Consider the following 24453-nt stretch of genomic DNA (forward strand, 5'->3'; position numbering starts at 1 on the left):
CCGCACACCGGCGCCAGGGCGCCGTCGAGCAGGCCCGCGCCCCGGTCCACCAGCCGGGACGCCACCAGGCGCGACACCCCCGCCCGGCACGCCACCTCGCCGGCGGCGCTCCACCGCCCCGCCGGGGCCACCTCCCCAGACACCACCGCACCCGACCCGTCCGGAGCGTGACAGCGGGACAGACCATCACCCCGACCCTCGTCCCAACCGTCCCGGCCGTCGTCCTGGATGTCGTCCTGGGTGTCGTCGCTGTCGGGCCGGCCGGGCCGGTCGGGCCGGTAGGGCAGGCCGCTCATCTCCGGGCAGCGGGCCATGCAGGCCGCCACCACCGCCTGGGCCCACTGCGCCCAGGCGGCCAGACGACCGCAGGCCGCCACCAGCTCGCCGAGCACCTCCGCACCCAGGCCCACCAGGGCCCCCACGCCCCGGCCGTCGACCACCACCGACCCCGCGGCCTCAGCCAGAGCCCGCTCACCAGGGCCCACCAGCCCCCCAAGAAGCCCAGCACCCCCACCAGCACCGTCGTCCCCGGCAGCGGTGTCGTCGGCCGGGGCGGCAGGACCACCGGCCGGCCCAGCAGCGCCGTCGTCGGCCGGGGCGGCGGGGGCCAGCAGCGGCGCCACCGCCCGCTCGACCACGCCCGCCAGAACCGCCCCCGGCACCATCCCCGACAGCGCCGCCGTCACGGCCTCGAGCCCATCAAAGCCCTCGGGCGGGGCGCCGTCACCGGCACCGTCCGCACCACCCGGCACGGACGGCTCGGCGCCCCAGTCTTCGAACATGTGTACAGGATAGCATCTGCCACCCCTCCACCACAACCCCCACAACCCCGGAATCCCAGCACAAAACCGGATCCCCGACAACCCCCACACGCGCAGAGCCCGACCTTGACGCGGAACCGGACCGATCTCGACGAAAGGGGTGGGCGGGAGGGGGGGCGCCTGCTTAGGCTGGCATGTAGGCCCCGAGCCAGCCCTGCGCGGCGATGAAGACCAGCGCCCCCAGCAGCACGAGCAGCCCGATCGAGAACGGCGCGGCCTTCTTGAGGATCTCCGCGTCCTTCCCGGGCGCCTGGACCGCCGTGGTGACGACGGCGAGGTTCTGCGGCGAGACGATCTTGCCCAGGCCGCCTCCGATGGTGTTGGCCGCCAGGAGGATGCGCGGGTCCAGGTTCGCGGTCTGCGCGGCGGTGGCCTGCAGGTTGGCGAACAGGGCGCCGGCGCTCGTCGCCGAGCCCGCCACGGCCGTGCCGATCCACCCCAGGGCCGGGGACAGGAAGGCGAAGGCCGCTCCCGTGGTGGCCAGCGCGGCTCCCACGGCGCTGGTCTGGCCCGAGAAGTTCATCACGTAGGCCAGCGCCATGACAGTGGCGATCGTGAGGATCGACATGCGCAGCGTGTAGATCGTCTCCGGCAGCGCCCGGAGCATGCGCCCCGCGCTCACTCGGAACAGGCCGCCCGAGGAGCGCCGGGAGTAGACGATCGTCACGATCAGGGCCGTCAGGAAGATCCACGTGCCCGGGTTGGACAGGGTCTGCAGAGTGTAGATCGCCGACGACGAGGCCTCGCCGGACTCGGTGAGCAGCCGGCCGTGGACGCCGGGCCAGGGGATCTTGATGTCCGTGCCCGACAGGACCTTGGACAGGTCGACCCCGATCTTCCACAGCTTGGTGATGCCGATCATGATGACGACCAGGACGTAGGGCAGCAGGGCGAGAGCGATGCGCTCGGTGTCGGGCTTGTCGTCGGCGCTGGTCTCCGAGCGGTACTCCTCGGGGGTGGTCGGCGTCCACACCAGGAGGAAGAGGTAGGAGGCGGCGAACCCCAGGAGGGCCGCCAGGACGCTGGTGAGCTCGTAGGAGATGTACGGGGCGATGAAGTGCCCGCCCCCGGTGGCCAGCCCGGCGACCAGGGCCAGGGGCCACAGCTGGCGCACCGCGCGGACGCCGTCGAGGATCCCCAGCAGGAGGAAGGGCATGAGTACGCAGATGACCCAGGTGAAGTGGGTCATAATGATCCCGATGAGCGTGGGGTCCTGGCCGCCGCCGAGGCTCGCGGCGGTGGTCACCGGAATGGCCATGGCGCCGAAGCCCACGTATATGGCGTTGCCGACGATCGTCACGAGCGCGGCCTTGATCTTGTCCAGGCCGAGGGTCACGAGCATGGCGGCGGTGATCGCCACCGGCGCCCCGAAGCCGGCCAGGCCCTCCAGCAGGCCGCAGAAGCAGAAGGCGACGATGAGCGCCTGGGCGCGCATGTCCCCCTTGCCAATGGCGTTGAACACGGCCCGCAGGTCCTTCGAGCGCCCGGAGACCTCGGTGAGGTTGTAGAGCCACACCGCGGCGAGAATGATGTAGATGATCGGCACGAAGCCCATGGCCAGGCCCTGCGTGCCCGACAGGAGCGTCATGCCCGCCGGCATGTGGAAGCACACGACCGCCAGCACCGCGGACAGCGCGAGCGCAATGATCGAGCACCAGTGGGTGGCGACCTTGAAGGCGCCCATGAGGACGAAGAAGGCGATCAGGGGCACGAGACCCACGACCGCCGTGAGGAACACGTTGCCGCCCACCGCCGTCGTTGACGGGGTGAAGGACGCCTGGGCGGCGCCGAGGAGCGGAAGGACGTCGAGAGGCATGAGGACTCCGAGATCGGTGGCGGAGGACGGACGGTCGCGAGAGCCCGGGCACCGGTGCCCGGGCGTGCGGAGCGCGACGAGACGAAGACGATCATGCCATGTCATCGCCGTCCGGCGCACGGCCCGCGGCGGGGCGGGCGCGCCGCCTTGACCGCCTATGCCCCCCGGGGTATAGGCTGGGCGTCGCAAGATACCCCTAGGGGTATATTCGACGTGCGAGGAGAGACCCATGTGCCGACCCGTGACCTGCAGGACGTGCGGAAAGACGACGTGGGCCGGCTGCGGCCGGCACGTCGCACGGGTGAAGGCGGGCGTGCCGGCGGGGCAGTGGTGCACCTGCGAGCGCGACTCCCCCGCCTCCGCGACCGCCGGCGGCCTGCTGGCGCGCCTGCTCGGAAGGCGCTGAGCCGTGAGCCCCGCCGCCCCCGCTGCCCGCTCCGTGCCCGAGGCGCCGCCGCGCCGCATTGTCATTGTCGGGGGCGTCGCCGCCGGCATGAGCGCCGCCACCCGCCTGCGCCGCCTCGATGAGAGCGCCGCCATCACCGTCGTCGAGCGCAGCGAGCACGTCTCCTTCGCCAACTGCGGCCTGCCCTACTACGTCGGCGGCGTCATCGCCGAGCGCGACGACATCCTCCTGCAGACCCCCGCCTCGCTGGCCGCTCGCTTCGCCCTCGACGTGCGCGTGCGCGCCGAGGCCACCGCCATCGACCGCGCCGCCCGCACCGTCCGCGTGCGCACCACCGGCCCCGACGGCGGCGCCGCCGAGGAGGACCTGCCCTACGACGCCCTGGTCCTGGCGCCGGGCGCCCGGCCCGTCCTCCCGCCGATCTCCGGCATGGAGCGGGCCCTGACCCTGCGCGACGTCGCCGACGCCGATGCCCTGGTCCGCGCCGTCGCCACCGCCGGTGGCGACGGCGGCCCGGCCCGCAGCGCCGTCGTCCTGGGGGCCGGCTTCATCGGGGTGGAGACCGCCGAGAACCTCCACCGCCGCGGCCTGGCCGTCACCCTCGTCGAGCTCGCCGACCACGTGCTGCCCCCGCTCGACCCCGAGATGGCCGCCCCCGTGGCCGCCCGCCTGCGCGAGGCCGGCGTCGAGGTGCGCACCGGCGTGACCATCGCCGAGCTGGGGCTGCGCGAGGCGGTCCTCACCGACGGCGCCGCCGTGGCCGCCGACCTCGTCGTCGCCGCCGTCGGAGTCCGCCCCGACACCGCGCTGGCCCGCGCCGCCGGCCTGGAGGTCGACGAGCGCGGCGGCATTGTCGTGGGTCCCGACCAGCGCACCAGCGACCCCGCGATCTGGGCGGCCGGCGACGCCGCCGTCAAGACCGGCGCCATTGACGGGGCCCCCGCCCATATCGCCCTGGCCCAGACCGCCAACCGCCACGGCCGCGTCGTCGCCGACTCGATCATGGGACGGCGGGCCGCCGCCGCGCCCGCCATAGGCACCGCCATCGTCGACGTCCTCGGCCTCCAGGCCGCCATGACCGGCTGGAGCGAGACTCGCGCCCGCGCCGCCGGCCTCGACGTCGTCTGCGTCCACGTCCACCCCGACGACCACGCCTCCTACTACCCGGGCGCCCGAGCCATGAGCCTCAAGCTCGTGGCCGAGGCCGGCACCGGGAGGATCCTCGGCGCCCAGGGCGTGGGGCCCTCCGGCGTCGACAAGCGCATTGACGTGATCTCCACCGCAATCCGCGGCGGACTGCGGGCCCCCGACCTCGCCGACCTGGAGACCGCCTACGCCCCGCCCTTCGGCGCCGCCAAGGACCCGGTCGCCATGCTCGGCCTGGTGGCCGACAACGTCCTGAGCGGGCTGACCCCCACCCTCCAGTGGCACGAGCTCGACGCCGCCCGCGCCGCCGGGGCGGGCCTGGTCGATGTGCGCACCCCCGCCGAGTACGCGCGCGGGCACATCCCCGGGGCCCTCAACATCCCCGTCGACCGGCTGCGCGGACACCTCGACACGCTTCCCGACGGCCCCCTCATCGTCTCCTGCCAGGTCGGCCTGCGCGGCCACGTCGCCGCCCGCCTGCTCCTCCAGCGCGGCCGCGAGGTGCGCAACCTCGACGGCGGCTACCGCACCTGGTCGGCGGTGCACGGCGCCGGCGCGGTCGGCCCGGAGCCGGGCCCCGCGCCCGCGGCCGAGGAGGCGTGAGCATGGCGGTTCGCCTCGACCCCGATGAGCTGCGCCCGGCCATCACCCGCCTCAAGCGGGCGCGCGGCCAGCTCGACGCCGTCATCCGCATGCTCGAGGACGGCCAGGACTGCGAGCGGACGGTCACCCAGATCGCCGCCGTCTCCAGGGCCGTCGACCGGGCGGGCTACGCCGTTATCGCCACGGGCATGCGCGCCTGCTTCGCGGCCGACCCCACCGGTGAGACCGTGGACGCCGCCCGCCTGGAGAAGATGTTCCTGGCCCTGAGCTGAGCCGGGTCTGGCTCAGGGCGTCGGCGCGGTCGGCACGGGGCCGGGCCGGATCGGGGCGCGCTGGACCGGCTGGATCGGGTCGCGCTGGAGGTCGGCGGGGGCGACCCGGTCGGCCAGGGCGATGACCTCGCCGATCAGCGGCTGGACCTGGGCCGGGGTCGTGCCCCACACGCGCATGAGGACGTCCACGGGCACCGTGGGCAGGCCGGCCTTGCGCAGCACGACGACGGCGCTGGGGCGCACGGTGGAGCCCATCGCATTGCCCCTGGCGAGCGCCCAGTAGCCCGCTGTGCCGGGGTTGGGGCGCAGGCGGCGCGGCTCGCCGCCCGGCAGGTTCTCGTTGAGCAGGGCCAGCTGGGTGGCGTGGCGGCCCTCCTTGGAGCTGTCGTCGTAGGCAATGACCAGGCTCAGGTCGACGGCGAAGACCCTCTGCAGGCCGTCGCCCACGTGCAGGAGCCGCGCCAGCGGGGCGCGGCGCTCGATCCGCCTCAGGGTGACCAGGAGCTCCTCGAGGTTGGCCCGTCGGCGGGGATCCGCGCCGGTCATGCCTGACGTGCGCCGACGCGCCTCCGCGCGCTCCCACCCCGGCGGAGGGAATTCGGGCACCACGATCCAGGTCGAGGCGTTCGGGGTGACGGCGATCTGCATCCTGAAGACTCCTTGTGCGTCGCGTGTGCCGCGGCGGTCGGCGCTCGTAGGACGCTACTCATCTTATGCTGTAGTCGTGCCAGCAACAGTTCCCGTGCCCGCCTCGCCCGTGCAGCGTCTTGTCGCCGGTGGGATCGACGTCCTGCTCGTGACCGGGATCTGCGCGTTCCTGCCGATCCACCTGATATGGAGGCTGGCGTGCGCGGGGCTCGTGCTCGTGGTGCTCGTGGTGATCCAGGCGCTCACCGGCGTCGGCCCCGGCGGAGCCGTCATGGGGATGCGCCTGCACCGGGTCTCGCGCGGCGGCAACAGCCCTGGGCTGGCGGCCGTGGGGCGCGCGGGCCTCATGGCGGTGGCCGCTGTGGCGAGTCTGGGGGCGGTGCCCGTGGTCATGGTGGTGCGCGCGGACGCGACCGGTCTGCGGCGCACCTGGTATGACCGGATCTCGGGGACCATGCTGGTCTCCAGGCGCTCGCACATGATGTACACCCTAGTTCTCGATGGGCGATCCGTGCTGGTGGACGCCCCGGTGCTCCTGGGGCGGGCCCCGGAGCGCAGCCCCGGGCGCGAGGGCGTGCGCCTGGTCTCCGTGCCCTCCGACGACGCGACGGTCTCCAAGACCCACGCCCTGCTCGAACCCACTCCGGAGGGGATTGCGGTGACCGATCTCGGCTCGACCAATGGCACCTATCTGGTCGATTCTCAGGGCAGCCACGAGCTGTCTCCCGGTCTCGCCGAGACAGTGCCCAGGGGAGGGGCTATATACTTCGGCGAAGCTGAGTGCCGTGTTCGGTGACGTGTCCGGTCAAAGTCCGGAGGCGCGGCCGGGCGCGCTCGGCAACCGCTACCGCGTCGCCGCTCACCACCTCACCCACTGGGTGGGACAAAGGAGGAGACAGTGTCCGAACACGGCATCGTACGCTGGAGTCGTTGGGCTGAGGGGACTTGGACGGCCGCCGTCGCACCGCACGGCGTCCTTCTGCTCCCCCCAGAGCTGCCCGAGGAGATGGTCACCGACCTGTGGAAGGAGCTGCGCTCCTCCCGGGGCAGTCTGACGGCGATCCTGGACCATCTGGTCATGGGCGCCGGCGGGCACCTGTCGAGCATCCCGGACTTCGCGCTGGTGGTCGCCGCCTCCGACGGCGTGCGCATGGCGGTACGGGGCGGGGTCGGCCTGGAGATCGACGGCGAGTCCGTCGACGCCGGCGGCGTGGCGACATGGCGGGAGATCTTCCTGCCCGGCTCCCCGGAGGTCATCCTGCGGGCGCCGGAGCCGACGGGGCCCGTGCTGCGCCCGGTCGTGGACGCCATCCTGACCGCCTCGGCCGTGTTCCTGGGGGACATGCCGGGCGCCCCCGACCCCGAGGAGCCCTCCGGCTCCGCCACCGAGCCGAGCCCGGGCCCCACGCCGCTTTTCACCCGCCCCGACGCCGCATCGGATCCGGCCGCCGGCGCTGGTCGAGCAGGCGGCGCCGACGCGCCCACCTCGCGAGCCCTCTCGCCCGCCTCGCCGGCGGCCCCCTCAGCGGTCCTCTCGCCCCTCTCGCCGGCGGGCCTCTCGCCGGCCCCGGCCGCCGGCAGCGCCGACGACGACGCCGGGCCGGCTGCCCCATCCCTTACCCCCGCCTCGCCGGCGGCGCCGTCGCCCGCCTCGCCGGCGGACGCCCCCGAGCCTCCTTCACCCCTGTCGCCGGTCTCCTCCCCCGCTTCGCCGGAGACGCTTCCGTACGCCGAGGAGGACGAGGGTGACGTCGCGGTGGACGGCTCGGAGGTCGTCGAGCTCACCGAGGCGGAGGAGCCGCCCGCCGCCCGGTCCTACGACATCGACGTCGACGACGTTCCGGTGGACGGCTCGCAGGCGGTCGAGCTGGCCGACGCTGAGGGCGAGGCCGTGTCCGCGGACGAGCCGGACGATGCCGCTGACGGCGGCCCGCTCTCCGTCCCCGGCGCGGCCGCCCACGGCGCCGAGGGCGCCGAGGACCTCGATCTCGAGGCCGCGCAGGCCGGGGACCATGACGGCTGGACGCTGGCGTCCCTGCCCGACGACCTGGTCGACGAGCTGGGCCCGCTGGTCTCCGGCAGGCCTGGCGCCTCCCCCTACGCCTCGGAGCCCTCGACCGACACGCCCGTGTCCCTGGCTGTGGCCATCCGGCAGCCCGACCTCCCGGCGGCGGGCCGTCAGGCCCTGTCGGTGCTCTGCCCGGAGGGACACGCCAACCCGACCAACTACGTGCGCTGCCGCGCCTGCGGTGCGGAGCTGTCCCAGCCGGCGCGCCTGATCACCTGCCCGCCGCTCGGGCGCCTGCGCCTGCCCTCCGGGCAGGCCGTCACCCTCGACCGCCCGATCCTGGTCGGCCGTCAGCCCTCGACCTTCGACGTGCCCCAGCTGGAGGGCCAGTCGCCGACACTGGTGACCGTGCCCAGCCCGGGGCAGCACGTCTCCCGCAACCACGTCCTCATCGAGCTCGACGAGTGGTCGGTCCTGGCGCGCAACCTGTCGGCGGGCAACGGCACCGTGCTCAAGCGCGAGGGCGCCGCCCCGCAGAAGCTGCCCTACACCGAGCCCATGGTCCTGCGCAACGGCGATGTCCTCGACCTCGGCGACGGTCAGTCGCTCGTGCTCGAGGACCTTCCGTGACGGGTTCCCCCCACGCCGCCCACCCCGAGATCACCGGGTACACCTACCGGCGCGAGCTGGGGGCGGGCGGCTACTCGCGCGTCTACCTCTACGAGCAGCACATGCCCCGGCGCGAGGTCGCGGTCAAGGTCATGGACACCGACGTCGCCGGCAGCTCGGCCTCCCGCTTCGAGTCCGAGGCCAACCTCATGGCCAAGGTCTCCTCCCACCCGGCGATCCTGTCCGTCTTCGGCGCGGGCGTGTCCTCCGACGGGCGCCCCTTCATCGTCATGGAGTACTGCCCTCCCCCGCAGCTGGGCATGCGGCTGCGGCAGAAGGTCATGACCATCCCCGAGACCCTGGACACTGCCATCCGCATCGCCGGGGCCGTCGAGACCGCGCACCGCGCGGGCATCATCCACCGCGACATCAAGCCCGCGAACATCCTGTTCACCGTCTACCGCCGTCCGGTCCTGGCCGACTTCGGGATCTCGGCCATGAGCGGGCCGCGGGACACCCCCAACGAGCTGCGCGGCATGAGCGTGCCCTGGGCCCCGCCGGAGCAGCTCGTCGGGTCGCGCAACGCCGAGCCCGCCACCGACGTCTACTCCCTGGCCGCCACCGTCTACGCGATGCTCACAGGCCACAGCCCCTTCGAGACCCCGGGGTCGTCCGAGGGGGTCTACGAGCTGGCCCGGCGCATCGTCAAGGACGCGGTCCCGCCCCTGGGGCGCCCCGACGTCCCGCTCTCGCTCGTGCGGGTCCTCACGGTCGCCCTGGAGAAGGACCCCGCCCGCCGCTACCCCACCATGCTCTCCTTCGCCCGGGCCCTCCAGCAGATCCAGGGCGAGCTCGGGCTGCCCACGACCGCCGTCGACCTCTACGACGACGGCGAGGACGAGGGCCCCGACCGGGCGCCGCTCGACGTCGACGACCCCGAGGCGACCCGCCTGGGCGTGTTCTCCCGCGTCGAGGAGCCCGTCGTCGTCCCCGCGGGCCCCGAGCCTCCCGCCGCCGAGCCGGAGGAGGCGCGCCGCCCCGGGGCATCGGCCCGCCTCGTGGCCGGTGCGGCCATGGTGGTCCTGATCGCCGTGGTCGCGGGCGCCATCTACGCCTCACGGGTCGCGCAGGACAGCCGGCCGTCCCCGACCTTCGCGACGCTGGCCCCGGGGCGCTCGGACCCCCTGGGCGCCACCGTGCCGGAGCCGCGCAACCTGCAGGGCTCTCTCGGCGCCAACGGGCAGGTCGATTTCACCTGGGAGGCGCCCGAGGACGGGTGGACCGGCGACTACCTGTATCGCAGCGACGTCGCGGGCAAGGAGAACGAGTCCCGTCAGCGGACCGAGAGCACGAGCGCGTCGCTGCCCGCCCAGGAGGGGACCACCTGCATCGCGGTCTTCAGCAGACGGCAGGACGGCAGGACGTCCGAGGCGGTCCGCGCCTGCGTACCCACGCCCTGACCGGGACTACGGGCTACCGGGGGCCGTCGGGACTTCAGTCCTCCACGCGGTAGGCGGCGCTGCCTAGCACGATGGTGGCGCCGGTGGGCACGGGGATCGACTCTCCGGGCTTGGCCACGGTGACGCGGCCGTCCTCCTCGACGCGGGTGCCGTTGGTCGAGTGCAGGTCGGTGAGCCACAGGCCACCTGGCGCCAGCGCGAGCGCCGCGTGAGTCTTGGAGATGGAGCGGTTGGCGTCCTTCAGGGACACGCAGGCGGCGCCGGGGTAGTCGGAGATGTTGTCCGGGTCCCGGCCCACGACGGTGGTGCTCGACAGCTCTACGGGGGCCCCGCCGGTCAGGGGGACCAGCCTGCTCGCGCGCGGGTCCTCGACCTGCCGGTGCCTGCCCCGGGCCGTGGGAGGCGAGGACGCCGAGACCACCGGCTGCGCCCCGGGGACCGAGTCCGCGCTGATCAGGGGCTCGGCCGAGGCGGCGGATCGGTCCGCCATGCGGGACCGAGCGGGCGGCGTCGAGGGGGAGGGGGACAGGGGCTCTGACGACGGCGGCACGATAATGGGCTCCTCCGGTGACGGCGAACGGGGCGCTGACGCGGGTGCTGTCACTGATGAGGGGACCATAACTTCGTACGGTGACGATGACGACACGCCGTGAGGAGTGGAGGACGCCGGTGTGTACGGGGGGGCGGAAGGGGCGCCGGCGGTGAACAGGGCGGCGGGACGGGGTCCCGCCGTGGGCGGAGCCACAGGGAAGGGGCCGACCGGAACCGGTGGGCTGGCGGGGGGAGGAGTCTGCTCCGGGGACGGCGGCAGCGGTCCCGGAGCCGGGGTCGGGGCCGAGGCGGCTGGGCCCGACGGGGCCGAGGCGGCTGGGCCCGACGGGGCCGAGGCGGCGAAAGCGGTTCCTGTCGCGGCCGACGGCATGGAGTGCGGGCGCACCATTGGCGGAGGCGGGGAGAAGGGGTCCCCCACCGGGCCTGCGGATTCGGGTCCCGCCGTCGGGGCCGATGTCACGGGAGGGGGATCGTCCGGGGCCGAGGAGGCGGAGAAGGAGTCCGTTGCGCCCGGGCCGGCGGGAGCGAGGTCCTCCGGGGGCGCGGACATGAGCGGCGAGTGGTCCCCGGTCGGCGTGTCGAGCTGGGTCGGCACGGCAGCCCAGGGAACGGAGTCGATAATGGCACGGTCGGAGATCGGGGGCAGGGCCACGGCGCTCGTCGTGTCGACCGTGGAGCCGATGTCCGTCGAGGAGCCGTCGGGGTTGAGGAAGAACGCGTTGTCGGGGAAGACGCGGCCGCGCCCGCGCGCCGAGCCCCTCGCCGCCGAGTGCTGGGCGGGGGCGGCCGCCTGCGTCTGGTGCCTGATGGACTGGCGTCTCGGGGCCTGCCGCTTGGGGACCTGCTGCTTGACGTCCTGCCGTGGCTCCTGCCGCACGGGGGGAGCGTGCCGGCTGGGCGCCTGCCGCACGGGGGCCGCGGTGGGGCGGGTGGACACGGCCAGGATTCCAGCCATGCGATCGTGCCAGCCCTGCCCGTGCGGGTCGGCGGCCGCCGAGCGCATGAACATGAGTGCTCCCAGGCCCACGGTCACGCACAGCAGGTCGGCGTGGATGAACAGGCGCGTCTTCGGCGCCTCGCCGGTGGCCGCATCGACCAGGCGCACGCCCATGAGCCGGCCGCCCGGGCTCCAGCCGGTCAGGGCCAGGAGCAGCTCGCGGGGCACCGCAACGGCCGCGGCAGCCCCGAGCCACGCAATGGCGGCCTTGGGGATCACCAGGCCCAGGAGGAGCCCCAGCCCCGCCACCAGTGCGACGCCGCCGATGAGGTCGATCGCCCCGGCGATGACGCGGTTGCGCACCGCGGCGGGTGGAGCGGCGGCCTGGCTGTACGGCGGCATCGAGGTCACGAGCGCTTCCTCCTAGGTGCTGAGCTGGTGGTGGATCGTCGAGATGTGCGAGGGCGAAGCCTGTGCGGACGCCCCAGAGACCACGGCGACAGGCGTGCAGCGAGGCGCCGCATCCGGGAGCGGTCCGAGCCCATGGCGGGCACCATGGCGTCGGCCGACGCCCAGATTGTGCTCACAGCGTACGACGTCGGCACGCCCTTGCCGAAGACCTGACCATCGACAGCGGCTGCGAAACGTGTCAGCTCGGCGGTCGGAAAGGCCGGTGCGAGCGACGAGGCGGCCTCGCGGCGAGTGGCCCGCGGCGGTGTTCTGCGCCCGAAGTCACGTGCGCGGTCCACGACCTCGTCCCATGCGCCGAGCACCCCCTCGACCCCGCTGCGCCGTCGCCGCCGTCGTCGCCGCAGGGCCTTGGCCGCCAGGATCGTCGCAATCGGCAGCAGCACGACCCCCAGCCCGCCGGCGACCATGGCCACGATCCGGCCCAGGCCGCGGTCATCGTCGTCATTGGAGCTGTCGCGCTCCTCGTCCTCGTAGGACGGCGGCAGGTGGGCCGGGTCCTGAAGGGGCAGAGGGGGCTGAAGCACCTGCGGCTCGGGGTTGGAGACCTTCTCGGTCGTCTGCTGCTGGGGAACCTGGTCGCGGTCGGGGACCACATCGATAGTGACCCATCCCACGGAGCGGAAGGGGACCTCCACCCAGGCGCTGATGTCCTGGCCGGTGACATTGGCGGCATTGCCGTCCATGGTGGGTCGGAAGCCCATGACCACCCGCGCCGGGATCCCCAGCGAGCGGCACATGAGCATCATGAGGACCGAGTACTGCTCGTCGTCGCCGACCAGCGAGCCGGCGTCCACCATGGAGGCGATGCGGGCGGCGCCGTGCCCGGGCGGGGAGGGGCTCTTGGTGCCGTCGGAGTAGTAGCCGGCCCGCAGCGCCTGCTGCAGCATGCGGATCTGGGCCAGCGGCTCGGATGTCGTCCCGACCAGCGTCGCGGCCAGGGTCTGCACGGACGGGGGCACGTCCTCGACCGGCCCCAGGGCGACGCTGTCAATGCCGGCCTCGGTCAGCTGCGCGTCCGTGGCCGTCGGAGGGGCCTGGACCTGCTCGGTCAGGACGTCGCCGCTGCTCAGGGACGCGGTGGTGATGCCGGTGGTGGAGAACACGTCGTAGTACAGGCTCTGGGAGACCTGGTCCGCGCGGGAGCCCGAGACCTCCAGGCTGAGGGTGTCGGCGACGGTCGGCACCCACGGGAAGTTGTAGTCGGCGATGCTCACGGTCACCTCGCGGGAGTCCTCCGAGCGCGTCAGGCCGCCGGCGGTCAGCGGGGTGTTGCGGCCGATGCGCTGGAAGCGGGCCGCGCCGGTCGCGGAGGCGCTGATGCGGGCCGACAGCCCGTCGTAGGAGTCCAGCGCGGCCAGGCGGATGCGGGTGGACTCGTCCGCGCCCGAGGCGGTCATCAGGGGCGTGGAGGCCATGTCCGTCTCCAGGGTCCGCACCAGGGACAGCGGCGTGGCGTACTCGGTCAGGTCCAGGGGCGGCTCGAACAGGTCGCGCAGCACCGTGCGGCTGTGCGGGGCCGCGGGGATGGCCAGCGCCACCACCGTGGAGGTGACCGTCAGCAGCGCCAGGACCCGCGCCAGTCCGAGCCGCGAGCCCCTGCCCACGCCCGCGTCACTGGTCTCCAGGACCTCCGCGACGCGCTCGCGCCGGCCGCGCTGCGCCGTCATGGCCCACAGCAGGAGCACGCCCGCCATGAGGCCCGCGCCCAGGGCGCTCGGGGCCAGGGAGGTGCGCACGCCCCAGGCGATGGCCACCCCCGCCTCGGCCAGGACGGCCGTGCCGGCGATGATCACGCGCCCCGACAGGACCGCCCGCGTGGCCAGGACCCCGGTGATCAGCCCCACCAGCCACGGCAGCACCGTCATGGTGGGGAAGGCGGTCAACGGCACCGGCAGGGTCAGGGCGTCGCGCCACACGGTGACCGTGGCCGCCAGGACCGCGCGCGCCGCCTTCCACCCGCTGCCGACGTCCGGCAGGACCCACGGGGCCAGGCCCACGTGGGCCAGCGCGGTCAGGGCCAGCGTGGGGGCGGGCCCCAGCCGGGCGGCCGCGCACACCAGGGCCACCACCACCCCGGTCCCGATCCCGCCGGCCGCGGCCCGCGCCCCGACGGGCGAGCCGAAGGGCGGCACGAACAGGACGGCGGCGACCAGGGCCAGGACGACGACGAGCACCAGGTCGATCCACCGCGACGGCGGCAGGCCCCTCAGGCCGGCCCGGGCCCGGCCGCGCCCGCCCGCGGGGACCGGGCGCGGGGCGCTCATGAGGCCCTCCTCATAATGCGGGGGAGGGACTGGACCCGGTCCAGGTCGTAGGCGGTCAGCCCGCCCGCGGCGTGGCGCTCCATGGACTGCGAGCCGCAGCGCAGCGCCAGGACGACCGCGTCCAGGGGCGTGAGGGTGCGCACGCGCGCCAGGGTCTGCTTCTCGCAGCGCTGCCCGGTGACCAGGATGATCACGGAGGCCTCGGGGTGGCGAGCGGCGGCCTGGCGGGCCAGGTCGTCGCAGCCCGCCTCGGCCGTCGAGGTCACCAGGCAGGAGGCGTCGAGCAGCTGCAGGCCGGTGGTAGTGGGCAGCTCGTCGTCCTGGGTCGCCAGCGTGACCTCGCGGCCGTCGCGGATGGCGTTCAGGCACAGGGAGCAGGCCACCGACACGGCCGTCTCGAAGTCCTCCTCCACCTCGTAGTCGTCAATGAGGCAGTCCAGGAGGATCAGGAGGCTGGAGCGGTGCGTCTCCTCGAACTGGCGGACCATGAGGCGCCCGGTGTGGGCGGTGGTGCGCCAGTGGATGTTGCGGCGGTCGTCGCCGGGCACGTAGTCGCGCAGGGCGTGGAAGGAGACGTCGGAGCTGGACAGCTCCTGGGTGACGGCCCCCTCGACGTCGCGCATGAGGCCGTGCAGGGAGGAGCCCACGTGAACGGTGCGCGGGTGGATGTGGACGAGCTGGGCCCGGGTGCGGGTGCGCTCGCGGCGCAGCAGCCCGATCGGGTCGGCCGAGACCGAGACCACGGGCCCGACGGTGACGACGCCGCGCCGCGCGGTCGGCAGCACGAAGCCGCGCTCGTGGACGGCGGCGGAGCGCAGGGTGGGCACGGCGAAGACGGCGGTGCCCGGGCCCACGGGCATCTCCATGCGCGCGGGCAGCAGCGGGCGGCCGGTCGGGTTGAGGACCGTCAGGTGGATGATCGCCTCGTCGCCGACCGTCACGCGCGGCTCCAGCAGCTCGTGGGAGACGCGGTGCGCGCCGCGCGGCAGGAGCCACAGCCAGGAGGTGCCCACGACGACGGCGAGGACCGCGGCCGCGCTCCACGCCTCCTGCCAGCCCAGGCGGACAGCGGCCAGACCGGTGGCGACCAGGAGCAGCAGGCACGCCCAGCCGGTGGGGGTCACCACGCTCAGCGTCCAGCCGGGGGCGGACGCGCCGTTGATAATGCGGCGCAGCGGGAGCGACTCGTGCCATGCGGGCGCCGAGGCCCCCAGGGACCTTGCGGGTCTTGCGGGCGCAGCGCTGCGCGGGCGGGCGCCGTCGCGTCCGGACCGTGGCGGTGGGGTGGGCTGAGATGTGGGCATAGTGCTGCGCCGTCACTTGCTGTCGGGTGTTTGTCGGGTGCTGTGTCGGGACGATGGGGCGGGGCTAGAGGCGGGTCGTGGGCGCGGGCGTCTCCTCCAGGGCGCGGGTGATGACGCCGCGGGCGGTGGCGCCGGAGAACTCGGCGTCGGGGTCCATGACCAGTCGGTGGGCCCAGATGACCTCGGCGAGCTCCTTGACGTCGTCGGGCAGGACGTAGGCGCGCCCGCGGGAGGCGGCCCACACGCGGGCGGCGCGCGTCATGGCGATGGCGCCGCGGGTGGACACGCCCAGGCGCGTGTCGGGAGATCTCCGGGTGGCCTCCACGAGCGCGCCGATGTAGTCCAGGACCGAGTCCTCGACGTGGTTGCCCGCCGCCAGGTCGGCCATCTGGGCGACCGCCGGAGCGGTGATGACGGTCTTGAGCGACTTGGAGCGGTCCGGCTTGGCGGAGCCGGCGAGGATCTGGGTCAGGGCCCTGCGGTCGGGGTAGCCGATGGTGGTCTTGACCAGGAAACGGTCCAGCTGGGCCTCGGGCAGGCGGTAGGTGCCGGCCTGCTCGATGGGGTTCTGAGTGGCGATGACCATGAAGGGGCGGCCGGTCTCGTGGCGCTCGCCGTCGACGGTGACCGTGGACTCCTCCATGACCTCCAGCAGGGCGGACTGGGTCTTGGGCGAGGCGCGGTTGATCTCGTCGGCCAGGAGGACGGAGGCGAAGACGGGGCCCGCGTGGAACTCCCACTCGTGGGTCTTCTGGTCGAAGATGGTCACGCCCGTGATGTCGCTGGGCAGCAGGTCGGGGGTGAACTGGATGCGCGAGTGGGTGCCCTGGACGGTGGCGGCCAGCGCGCGGGCCAGGGCGGTCTTGCCAGTCCCGGGGGCGTCCTCCAGCAGGAGGTGCCCCTCGGCGAGCATAGTCGTCAGCGCCAGGCGCACCACGTCCTCCTTGCCCAGGAGGGCCTGGCCGACATTGTCGACGATGCGCGTGAAGGTGTCGGCGAACCATCTGGCGTTTTCCTGCGAAAGGGCCATGGGCTGACGAGCCTCCTAGAAAGTGGAATGCGTGGAAGTGGTGAGAACGAGCGTGCGAAGTCTACTGCTGGGTGCAGGTGACCTGGAGGTCGGAGGTCGGGCTGCGGTGCGGGAAGACCTTGCGCCCCCCGCCCGAGGAGTCCACGGTGACGCTGCCCGTGTAGGGCCTGATCTGACCGTCAGTGCGGTCCTGGTAGTCGTAGCTGCACGACACGGAGCTGTTCGGCTTGAATCCCGACACGTCCACGACGATCTTCCAGCAGAAGTTGCGGCGGAAGCCGGTCTCGTCCAGGTCCTGCTGGGTGCACTGAGCCTCCGGCGTGTCCGTGGTGATGTAGAAGGACCTCGACGCCCCGCCCGCGGTCGCCGAGTCGCATGACCAGGCGGTGGTGCCGGCGCCGTTGGAGGCGCGCACGCACCAGGTCGCCGTCCTACCGGCGCCGGGGTCGAGCACCTTGACATAGCCCTCCGAGACGGGCCCGGCCCCGGCGCCGTCGGAGGACGTCGCCTGCTCATAGGTGACGGCCTGCCCGCCGGTGTCCCCGGGCGTGAAGGTGCAGCGAACGGAGGCCCCGGACGGCGCGCAGGACACCGTCGGGGCCCCGGGCGGCCCGTAGGGCCTGGCCGTGTTGCCCGTCGTCGATGAGGAGACCGAGCCGTCGGAGGCGACGACGCGGGCGGTGATGGTGTAGCCCCGGCCGTTCCACAGGCCGGTGAAGTGCGTGCCCCCGGTCCAGCTGGCGCCGCCGTCGATGGAGTACTCCACGCGGAGCTCGCCGGCGGACCAGCCGTTGCCCGCGCTCGCGTAGGCGGGGGTGACGACGTCGAGGGCGCCAGAGGCCCCGCTGGCCGCGATGACCGGTGAGGACGGCGGGTTCGGGGAGCCCGTGACCTTGAAGTCCGTGGACGGCGACTCCGCGGAGCTGTCGCCGTGGGAGGCGGTGATGCTGATGGTGTAGTTGCCCGGCGACAGCGGGACGAAGGCGCTGGTGCCGGTGCCCGCGTCGATCGAGGTCGAGGCGTCGCCCCGGACGTTGACGGTGTAGGAGACGCGCGCGCCCGCGCCGGCCGAGCTCCAGGAGACGCTGACCCCGCCGGCCGCCTGCTGCACCGAGGGCTTGCCCGGAGCGCTCCACGGGCCGGCGGCGTTCGACGTCGTCCACTCCGAGGTGCCGCTGCCGGCCACGACGGCGCGGACCTTGGCCACATAGCTGCCGGAGCCCACGTAGAAGGTGACCGAGGTGCCGCTGGTCGCCTGCCGCTGGCCGTCGTCGAGCTGCACCTCGTAGGTGACGCCCCAGCCCTCGGCGTTGACGGGCGACCAGGAGGCGGTGACCTCGCCCTGGCCCCCGGTGAGGGTGACGCCCGAGGGCCGCGGAGGAGTGACCGACAGGACCTTGGGCGTCGAGGCGGCCGAGGGCTCCGAGGAGCCGGCGGCGTTGGTGGCCACCACCCGGAAGGAGTAGGTGCCGCCCGTCTGCAGGCCGGAGGCCTCGCAGGGCGAGCCCGTGCACTGCCAGGTGCCGGCGCCGCCGACCTCGGTGAGCGTGTAGGAGGTGATGGTCGAGCCGTGGTCCGACCCGGGCGTCCAGGTCACCGTCATGGCGGAGGAGCCGCGGGGCTCCGCGCTCACCCCGACCGGAGGGGCCGGGACGCCCGAGACCGTCACGGTCACCGTCCCGCTGACGCCGCGCGACGCGGCGCCGGTGGCGTCCAGCGCCCGGTAGCCCACCACCAGGCGCCCGGTGAAGCCGGAGGCGGGGCTGATGGTCAGCGTCGTGCCCGACGCCGACACGCTGCCCTGCCCGGAGGTGACCGCCGGCGCGTCCGCCAGCGTGATCGGCTTGCCGGGGAAGGGGTTGGTCACCAGGGAGGCCACGTCCACGGTCACCGGCGAGCCGTCCGAGGCCAGCGTCGCCGGCGCCGCCGTCATGAGAGGCTTGGTGGAGTCGACCACCTTCAGCGGCAGCTCGGCGCTCACCCCCGGATTCGCCCCGTCGTTCACGGTGACGGTCACGTCCCCGGTGGTGCCGACGGCGGCGCCCTCGGCCGCGCTGACCGACAGCGTCGAGCCGGACAGGCTCACCTCGAAGCCGCTGGGCGCCGAGCCGGCGGTGAAGGAGAGGCTGTCGCCGTCGGGGTCCTTGGTCATGGCGGCCAGGTCCGCGTTGGTGGCGCCCTCGCCGGGGGCCACCACGATCTGCGTGGGGGTGAGCACGGGGGCCGTGTTCGTCGTGGACTCCACGAGCACCGGCAGCGTCAGGGTCGAGCTCAGGGCGTCCTCCCCGGTGCCGTCGGCCACCGTCATGGTCACCGAGGTCTGCCCGAGGAAGCCCGCCGTCGGCGTGAGGGTCACGGTGCCGCCCCCGCCGGCCGTGGCCGAGTCCAGGCCGTTGCCGGTGCGCAGGGTCGAGGAGTCCGTGATCGTCAGCGAGGTGCCGGCGCGGGACATGATGTAGGTGGACAGGCTGACCTCCGTGGTGCGGCCCGCGGGGATGCGCACCGGCACCGTCGTGGAGTTCAGGCGCGGCCGCAGCTCGGAGCGGGCGGGCACGACCACCACGGCCCTGCCCGTCAGACCGTCGACGTCGGTGATCGTGTAGAGCACGAAGCGCCGCTCCTCGCCGACGGTCACCTGGATGGCCTGGCTGTCGGTCACCTGGGCGGTCGGGTCGTCGGTGGTCAGGGTCAGGTCCCAGGGGGAGCCGTCGGCGTCGGAGTCGTTGTCCAGGACCGGCACGACCACCGTGCCGTCGGCGTCGACCTTGTCCACGGTGACGTAGTCGTCCACGCCCACCGGGTTGGCCGCGGGCGCGTCGGCGTCCACCTGCACCGTCAGGGTGCCCACGTCGGTGCCGCCGCGGGAGTCGGAGACGGTGTAGTGCACCGTGCGCACGCCCTCGGTGGCGGGCAGGTTGAGCACTACCCGGTTGGAGCGCACGGATACGCCCAGGGCGTCGTCGTCGGGGGTGGGCGTGCCCTCCAGGACGAGGTTGTCGCCGTCGGCGTCCAGGTCGTTGGTGAGCACGTCCACAGCCACCGTGCGCCCGGGCTTGGCCACCACCGTGTCGTCGGTGGCCACCGGCGCCGTGTTGGTCGCCGAGGTCGGCGCCACGCCGACGCGTACTGTGGCGCTCGCCTGGGCGCCGAAGCGGTCCTGGACGGTGTAGGTGAAGGTGTCCGTGCCCGTCGTGCCGTCGGTGGGCGTGTAGGTCAGCCGGGAGCTGTCGACCTGGACGGTGCCGCCGGTGGGCGGCTGGTTGAGGCCCACCAGGCTGACCGAGTCGCCGTCGGCGTCGATATTGTCCAGCGGCACGGTGATGTCGACGGGCTCGCCCGCCACCGTGCTCGCCTCCAGGTTCTGCGGGCTGGGGGCGGTGTTGGAGGCGTCGTCGCGGTCGCGCACCTCGATGTCGAGCTGGCCGGTGGCGGTCTGGCCCAGCGTGTCGGTGGCCGTGTAGGTCAGGGTGGTGCGTCCCGGGAGGTCGCCGGCCTTCATGCGCACCGAGTCCTCGGAGACCCAGGCGGTGCCCAGCGAGTCCCCCACAGTGCCGAGCCGGTCGGTCAGCGTCAGTGCCAGCCCCGACGGCGAGGTGTCGTTGTCGAGCACCAGGACGGTGACGACGTCGCCCACCCGCACCACCGCGGTGTCCGAGGCGGTGACCGGGACCTGCGCCTCGCTGGAGGTGATGGGCACGACCGTCACGTGCCCGGTCGCCGTCGAGGCGCCGTTGGACACCGTGTACTCCAGGTCCACCTGCTCGGGCACGGCGCCCGCCGCGGTGATCTGCAGCAGCGAGTGGTTGACCACCGTGACCGTCACCCCCGAGTCCGGGGGCGCCGAGGCCGACTGGAGCACGAGGATCCCCCCGGAGGGGTCGAAGTCGTTGCTCAGTGGGGCGATCGTGACCGCGCCGCCCTCGCGCAGCAGCGCCGTGTCGTTCTCGGGCACGGGCGGCACCGCGGAGTCGGAGGCGGGCGCCACATCGACGCGCACCACGCCCTTGGCCACCGCCGCCCCGGCCGAGACGTCGTAGGTGAGGTAGTAGGTCCCCGCCGCCTCCGCCTTGAAGGTGACGGTGCCCGCCTGGCGGTTGATCTCGGCGGTGGTGCCGGTGGGGGGCTCCTCCAGGCCGGCCAGGCTCAGCGGGTCCCCGGTGGGGGAGGAGTCGTTGTCCAGGGGGGAGAAGACCGCCTGGGAGCCGGCGACGACGTGGACGTGGTCCGCGTTGGCGATCGGCACCGCCGAGTCGGCGGACTGCACGTCCACGTCCACCGTGCCCGAGGTCGTCTCGCGGCCGTCGGAGACGACGACGGTCAGCGGGCGGGTGCCCGGGGTGCCCGTCAGGTCGCGCACGGTGACCGTGCCCTCGTTCGTGGTGCGCACGTCCAGGCCCTCGCCCTGGGCGGAGACCAGGTAGAGGGTGTCGCCGTCGGGGTCCCGCCAGGTGCCCAGCACGCTGGCGGAGGCCGAGGCGGTGCCCGAGACCACGATCTTCGGGGTGGTGGTCTGCTCGGGGGCGCCGTTGACGTCCCAGGGGTGCACCTCGACGGTGGCCACGGCCGAGTCGGACAGGCCCCGCCCGTCGTCGGCCGTGTAGGGGATGGTGATGGTGCCGGAGGCGTCCTCGGCCGTGTTCAGCCGCAGCGCGAGGCCGTCCTGCGCCTGGGAGACCGTGCCGCCCGCGGCCCCCTCGCCGGGGACCGCGGTGAGCACGTCGCCGTCCTGGTCGGTGTCGTTGGCCAGCACCGGCAGGATGGTGGAGCGGCCCGGGCGCACGCCGAAGGAGTCGTCCACGGCCTCGGGCGGGTGGTTCTCCTCGGTGCGCTCGGGCAGGGACTGGGACTCGCTGGTCTGGGCCGAGTCGTCCTTGTTGGTGGCGTCCTCGTCGGTCTGGGAGGTGATGTCGGTCCAGTTCTCGACCAGGACGAGCTCCTCGTCGGGGAGCCACACGGTGCCCTCGACGAGGTCGTTGAGGACGATGGCGTCCCGGTTGACGCGGAAGACGGGCGTGGTGGAGGAGGCGAGCTTCTCGTCGTGGCGGGTCTCGGCCTGCCCCGAGCACTGGCGCACGAACTGGCCCGACCCGGACCAGGCGGCGTACGCGCACTCGCCCAGGCGCACCGGCGCGGCGGCCACGCCCACGGGCGGCTCGCCCTCGTCGGAGGCGGGCAGGGTCGTGGACCCCGAGCCGTCCATGCTCACGCTCAGCAGCGCGGTGCGGGAGGCCACCAGGACGGTGTCGGAGTCGGGCCCCGGCTGCTGGAGGGTCAGGCCCGCCTCGCCCAGGTCGAGGGTCTTGCCGCCGGGCAGGTGGAGCACGCCCGTGCCGCGCTCCAGCACGACGGTCCGCGTGCCGACAGCGGTCACCGCCACGTCCGTGCCGGCCGTGAGCGAGGCCGCCTCGGTCCTGGGCCTGTCCCACCCGGAGGAGAGCACCGGGACGGTCGTGACCGTGCCGGTCTTGGGGGACACCGCGTGGACCGAGCCGTCGGTGCCGGCGACCGCCACGACCTCGGGCTCGCCCTCGATCAGCGCCGGGGCCGCGGACAGGGAGCCGACGGCGGTGACCGTGGTCGCGCGCACGGTGCCCTCGGCGGAGTTGACGGAGATGACCCGGTTCGCGCCCTGGGAGATGGTGACCCCGCTGGTCAGCGGCGCCCCCGTGGACAGCGAGACGGTGGTGGGGTCCACCGTGGAGACGGTGGAGGCGGCCGTGTCGGGGACCAGGACGCTGTCGGCGCTCTGGGTGACGTCGAAGCTGTCCGAGGCGGTGCGGATGGCGCCGTCAACCTGGCGGGAGGGGTAGTTCAGCCGCGCCACGAGGTGCTGGGTGGTGCTGGTGACCCACACCCCGCCGTCGTTGAGCTCGACGTCGGCCTGCGAGGCGCCCTTGTGCAGCCAGGCCGCGGCCGCCAGCGCGGCGAGGGCCAGCGCGGCGAGCACGGCGGACATCTGACGGCGCGTCAGGCGGCGGGTGCGGAGGCGTTGCGGGAGGGCGAGGCGCACGGGCGCTCACCGCCTGTCCGGCACGGGGGTGCGCGCAGCAACCTCCTGAGCGAGCACGCGGCGCAGCATGGTCGAGGACGTGGTGGGGGTGTAGGGCAGGTAGACCACCCGGGCGCCCACCTCCTCGATCTGCGCCTCAAGGGCACGGCCCTTCTCGGTTCCCCTCCAGTCGGTGCCCTTGAACAGGACGTCGAAGGGGCAGCGCCGCCAGGCCAGGCGCTTGTCCTGGTCCAGGTCCGGCACGACGGCGTCGACCATCCGCAGGGCGCCCACCAGCGCCATGCGCTCGGTGTGGGGCACGATGGGCGGGCGGCCCTTCATGCGCTCCAGGGAGTCGTCGGTGGCGACGCCCACAATGAGGCGGTCGCACCGGGCGGCTGCGGAGTTGAGGATGTTGAGATGCCCGATGTGGAGCATATCGAAGCCACCGGGTACGTAGCCGGTGAGCATCAGTAGGCTCCCCGTCCCCCGACGACGGCTTTCAGAGTGCTGGCGAGGATCTCCACGTCCAGCTGCGCACCGCGGTTCTCCACGTAGTGCCGGTCCAGGGCGACAGTGGAGTCCCACGACAGGTCCGAGCGGCCCGAGACCTGCCACAGGCCGGTCAGACCGGGCTTGACCAGGAGGCGACGGCGGGCCTCGGCGTCGTACTCGGCGACCTCCTGGGGCAGCGCCGGCCGGGGGCCGACCAGGCTCATGTCCCCGCGCACCACGTTGAGGAGCTGGGGGAGCTCGTCCAGGGAGGTGCGGCGCAGCACACGGCCGACTCGCGTGATACGCGGGTCCTGACGATCCTTGAAGAGCACCTTGTTGCCGGCGTCCCCGCCCGCGGCGACGACGGCCGCACGGCGCGCGTCCGCGTCGATGTACATCGAGCGGAGCTTGAACATGGTGAAGTGGCGGCCGCGCTCGCCCACGCGGACCTGGGTGTAGAAGGCGGGGCCGGGGGAGTCCAGGCGGACCGCCGCGGCGGCGGCCAGGAGGATCGGGCCGGCGATGACGAGGAGCAGGCACGCGGCCGCGCGGTCGGCGATGTCCTTGGTCACCAGCCGCACCCGGCGCAGGCGCACGTCGATGAGCCCGCTCCAGCCGTGGGTGACCGGCAGGCCGCGCATGCGCCCGGGGACGACGTCCTGGAGGCCGGGGGCGACCACGAGGCGGGCGGAGGTCGCCTCCAGGGCCCGCATGATGGACACCAGCGAGTCCGGGGTCACACCGCCCAGCGTCATGACGACGTCGATGTGCTCGGAGTGGACCGTGTGCCGGATCGAGTCGGCGTCGCCCAGGGGGGCGGCCGACGGCGAGCGGCTGGTGGTGGCCGACAGGTAGCCGACGACCAGGAAGCCGTCGCCCGGGTGGCGGTGCAGCTGACGCAGGATCACCTCGGCGCCCGTGCCCATGACGATGAGCGTGCGCCGCAGGCCGTGGCCGTCCATGCGGCAGCGGCGCAGCCAGGCGCTCTCAATGCTCCGGTTGACAATGGCCAGCATCGCCTGGGCGACGAGCAGGACCAGGACGGTGATGATCGAGGAGGCGGGCATCAGGGCCTGGGCGGCGAGGACGGCGACCGGCGCGACCACCGCGGTCGCGGTCACCAGACGGCCCCAGCCGGAGCGGGCCTGGTCGACGACGTCGACCCGCATCGCCCCGAGGGACCAGGCCAGCACCATCATGACGACGCCGGTGGCGGCCGTCATGAGCGCGCCGACCGGGTTGACCAGGGCGCGCGCCAGGGCGGGCGTGATGATGGCGGCGATGTCTCCCAGCAGGAGCCAGGTGAGCAGGTCGCGACGCATGACCGGCCAGGATGTGAAGCCGGGCGAGTCCAGCGGGGGAAGGTACCCGCGTGTGCCCGCCCGCAGCGAGCGCCTCGAGGCGGAACGCTGTGGGGACTGGAGCGGGATAGTGGGCTGCAAGGCTTCTCCGTGAGGGCGCTAGATCCGGGATGGGGTAGATATCTTTGAATGTTGTATGTCTCGTAGGGGCCGTCAGGGGTGATCGGCTGAAGAGTTGTCTGATGATGTTACCGTGACCGCGACCCCTGGGGGAACGTGCGTGAGGGGAGTCACCCCGCGCACACCCTCCATTATCCACTT

Annotated in this window: 15 protein-coding genes and 1 pseudogene; 6 read left to right on the top strand and 10 right to left on the bottom strand. The window is 73.6% G+C overall.

Annotation, left to right across the window (positions count from 1 at the left end; genetic code table 11):
- Both O145_RS10285 and O145_RS10290 read right to left on the bottom strand, forming a co-directional pair.
- Positions 1–782 (bottom strand): annotated as a pseudogene (locus tag O145_RS10285) (HNH endonuclease); the annotation flags it as partial.
- A gap of 163 nt (positions 783–945) precedes the next feature.
- On the bottom strand, positions 946–2637 hold the full coding sequence (locus O145_RS10290; RefSeq protein ID WP_043562698.1) for an L-lactate permease: 1692 nt from the start codon (positions 2635–2637) through the stop codon (positions 946–948).
- 229 nt (positions 2638–2866) lie between these two features.
- Between O145_RS10290 and O145_RS18650 the strand changes: the two genes are divergently transcribed.
- From O145_RS18650 to O145_RS10300, 3 genes are read left to right on the top strand one after another with little or no spacing between them, the layout of a single operon-like run.
- Positions 2867–3043, top strand: coding sequence for a hypothetical protein (locus tag O145_RS18650; protein WP_169740344.1), 177 nt, complete (start codon positions 2867–2869; stop codon positions 3041–3043).
- 3 nt (positions 3044–3046) lie between these two features.
- Positions 3047–4792 (top strand): FAD-dependent oxidoreductase, encoded by a 1746-nt coding sequence (locus O145_RS10295; RefSeq protein WP_084682536.1) that lies wholly within the window; start codon positions 3047–3049, stop codon positions 4790–4792.
- Between the two features lie 2 nt (positions 4793–4794).
- Positions 4795–5064: a metal-sensitive transcriptional regulator gene (locus O145_RS10300; protein WP_043562699.1), complete on the top strand. Its 270-nt coding sequence runs from the start codon at positions 4795–4797 to the stop codon at positions 5062–5064.
- Positions 5065–5076: 12 nt separating this feature from the next.
- Here O145_RS10300 and O145_RS10305 read toward each other — a convergent pair whose 3' ends face one another.
- Positions 5077–5712: a hypothetical protein gene (locus O145_RS10305; RefSeq protein ID WP_043562702.1), complete on the bottom strand. Its 636-nt coding sequence runs from the start codon at positions 5710–5712 to the stop codon at positions 5077–5079.
- Positions 5713–5788: 76 nt separating this feature from the next.
- On the opposite strand from O145_RS10305, the gene O145_RS10310 reads away from it, so the two are divergent.
- The 3 genes from O145_RS10310 (at position 5789) to O145_RS10320 (ending at position 9789) form a co-directional block, all read left to right on the top strand.
- Complete coding sequence (locus O145_RS10310; protein WP_043562704.1) at positions 5789–6508, top strand: FHA domain-containing protein; 720 nt, start codon at positions 5789–5791, stop codon at positions 6506–6508.
- Between the two features lie 210 nt (positions 6509–6718).
- Positions 6719–8350 carry an FHA domain-containing protein gene (locus tag O145_RS10315; protein WP_229118494.1) on the top strand — a complete coding sequence of 544 codons (1632 nt, stop codon included), beginning with the start codon at positions 6719–6721 and terminating at the stop codon, positions 8348–8350.
- A complete protein-coding gene (locus tag O145_RS10320; protein WP_043562709.1) occupies positions 8347–9789 on the top strand; it encodes a serine/threonine-protein kinase in 1443 nt (480 codons plus the stop codon). The genes O145_RS10315 and O145_RS10320 overlap by 4 nt, the downstream gene beginning before the upstream one ends.
- A 34-nt stretch (positions 9790–9823) precedes the next feature.
- Here O145_RS10320 and O145_RS19595 read toward each other — a convergent pair whose 3' ends face one another.
- From O145_RS19595 to O145_RS10355, 7 genes are all read right to left on the bottom strand, one after another.
- Positions 9824–11680, bottom strand: a complete 1857-nt coding sequence (locus O145_RS19595) for an RDD family protein (RefSeq protein ID WP_267489929.1) — start codon at positions 11678–11680, stop codon at positions 9824–9826.
- A 5-nt stretch (positions 11681–11685) separates the two neighbouring features.
- Positions 11686–14013 carry a transglutaminase-like domain-containing protein gene (locus tag O145_RS10330; RefSeq protein WP_043562713.1) on the bottom strand — a complete coding sequence of 776 codons (2328 nt, stop codon included), beginning with the start codon at positions 14011–14013 and terminating at the stop codon, positions 11686–11688.
- Positions 14010–15317, bottom strand: coding sequence for a DUF58 domain-containing protein (locus O145_RS10335; protein ID WP_043562715.1), 1308 nt, complete (start codon positions 15315–15317; stop codon positions 14010–14012). Before O145_RS10335 ends, O145_RS10330 begins: the two co-directional genes overlap by 4 nt.
- A gap of 64 nt (positions 15318–15381) precedes the next feature.
- Entirely contained in the window at positions 15382–16347 is a 966-nt protein-coding gene (locus O145_RS10340; RefSeq protein WP_043562718.1) for an AAA family ATPase, read from the bottom strand.
- A gap of 61 nt (positions 16348–16408) precedes the next feature.
- Positions 16409–22303, bottom strand: coding sequence for an Ig-like domain-containing protein (locus O145_RS10345; RefSeq protein ID WP_084682540.1), 5895 nt, complete (start codon positions 22301–22303; stop codon positions 16409–16411).
- 60 nt (positions 22304–22363) lie between these two features.
- The gene (locus tag O145_RS10350; protein WP_043562724.1) at positions 22364–22807 is read right to left on the bottom strand and encodes an FAD synthase family protein; all 444 of its coding nucleotides are present in this window, start codon (positions 22805–22807) and stop codon (positions 22364–22366) included.
- Positions 22807–24273 (bottom strand): exopolysaccharide biosynthesis polyprenyl glycosylphosphotransferase, encoded by a 1467-nt coding sequence (locus O145_RS10355; protein ID WP_043562726.1) that lies wholly within the window; start codon positions 24271–24273, stop codon positions 22807–22809. Before O145_RS10355 ends, O145_RS10350 begins: the two co-directional genes overlap by 1 nt.
- Positions 24274–24453: the final 180 nt, after the last annotated feature.

The sequence above is a fragment of the Actinomyces israelii DSM 43320 genome, from assembly GCF_000711965.1.
Taxonomy (GTDB): domain Bacteria; phylum Actinomycetota; class Actinomycetes; order Actinomycetales; family Actinomycetaceae; genus Actinomyces; species Actinomyces israelii.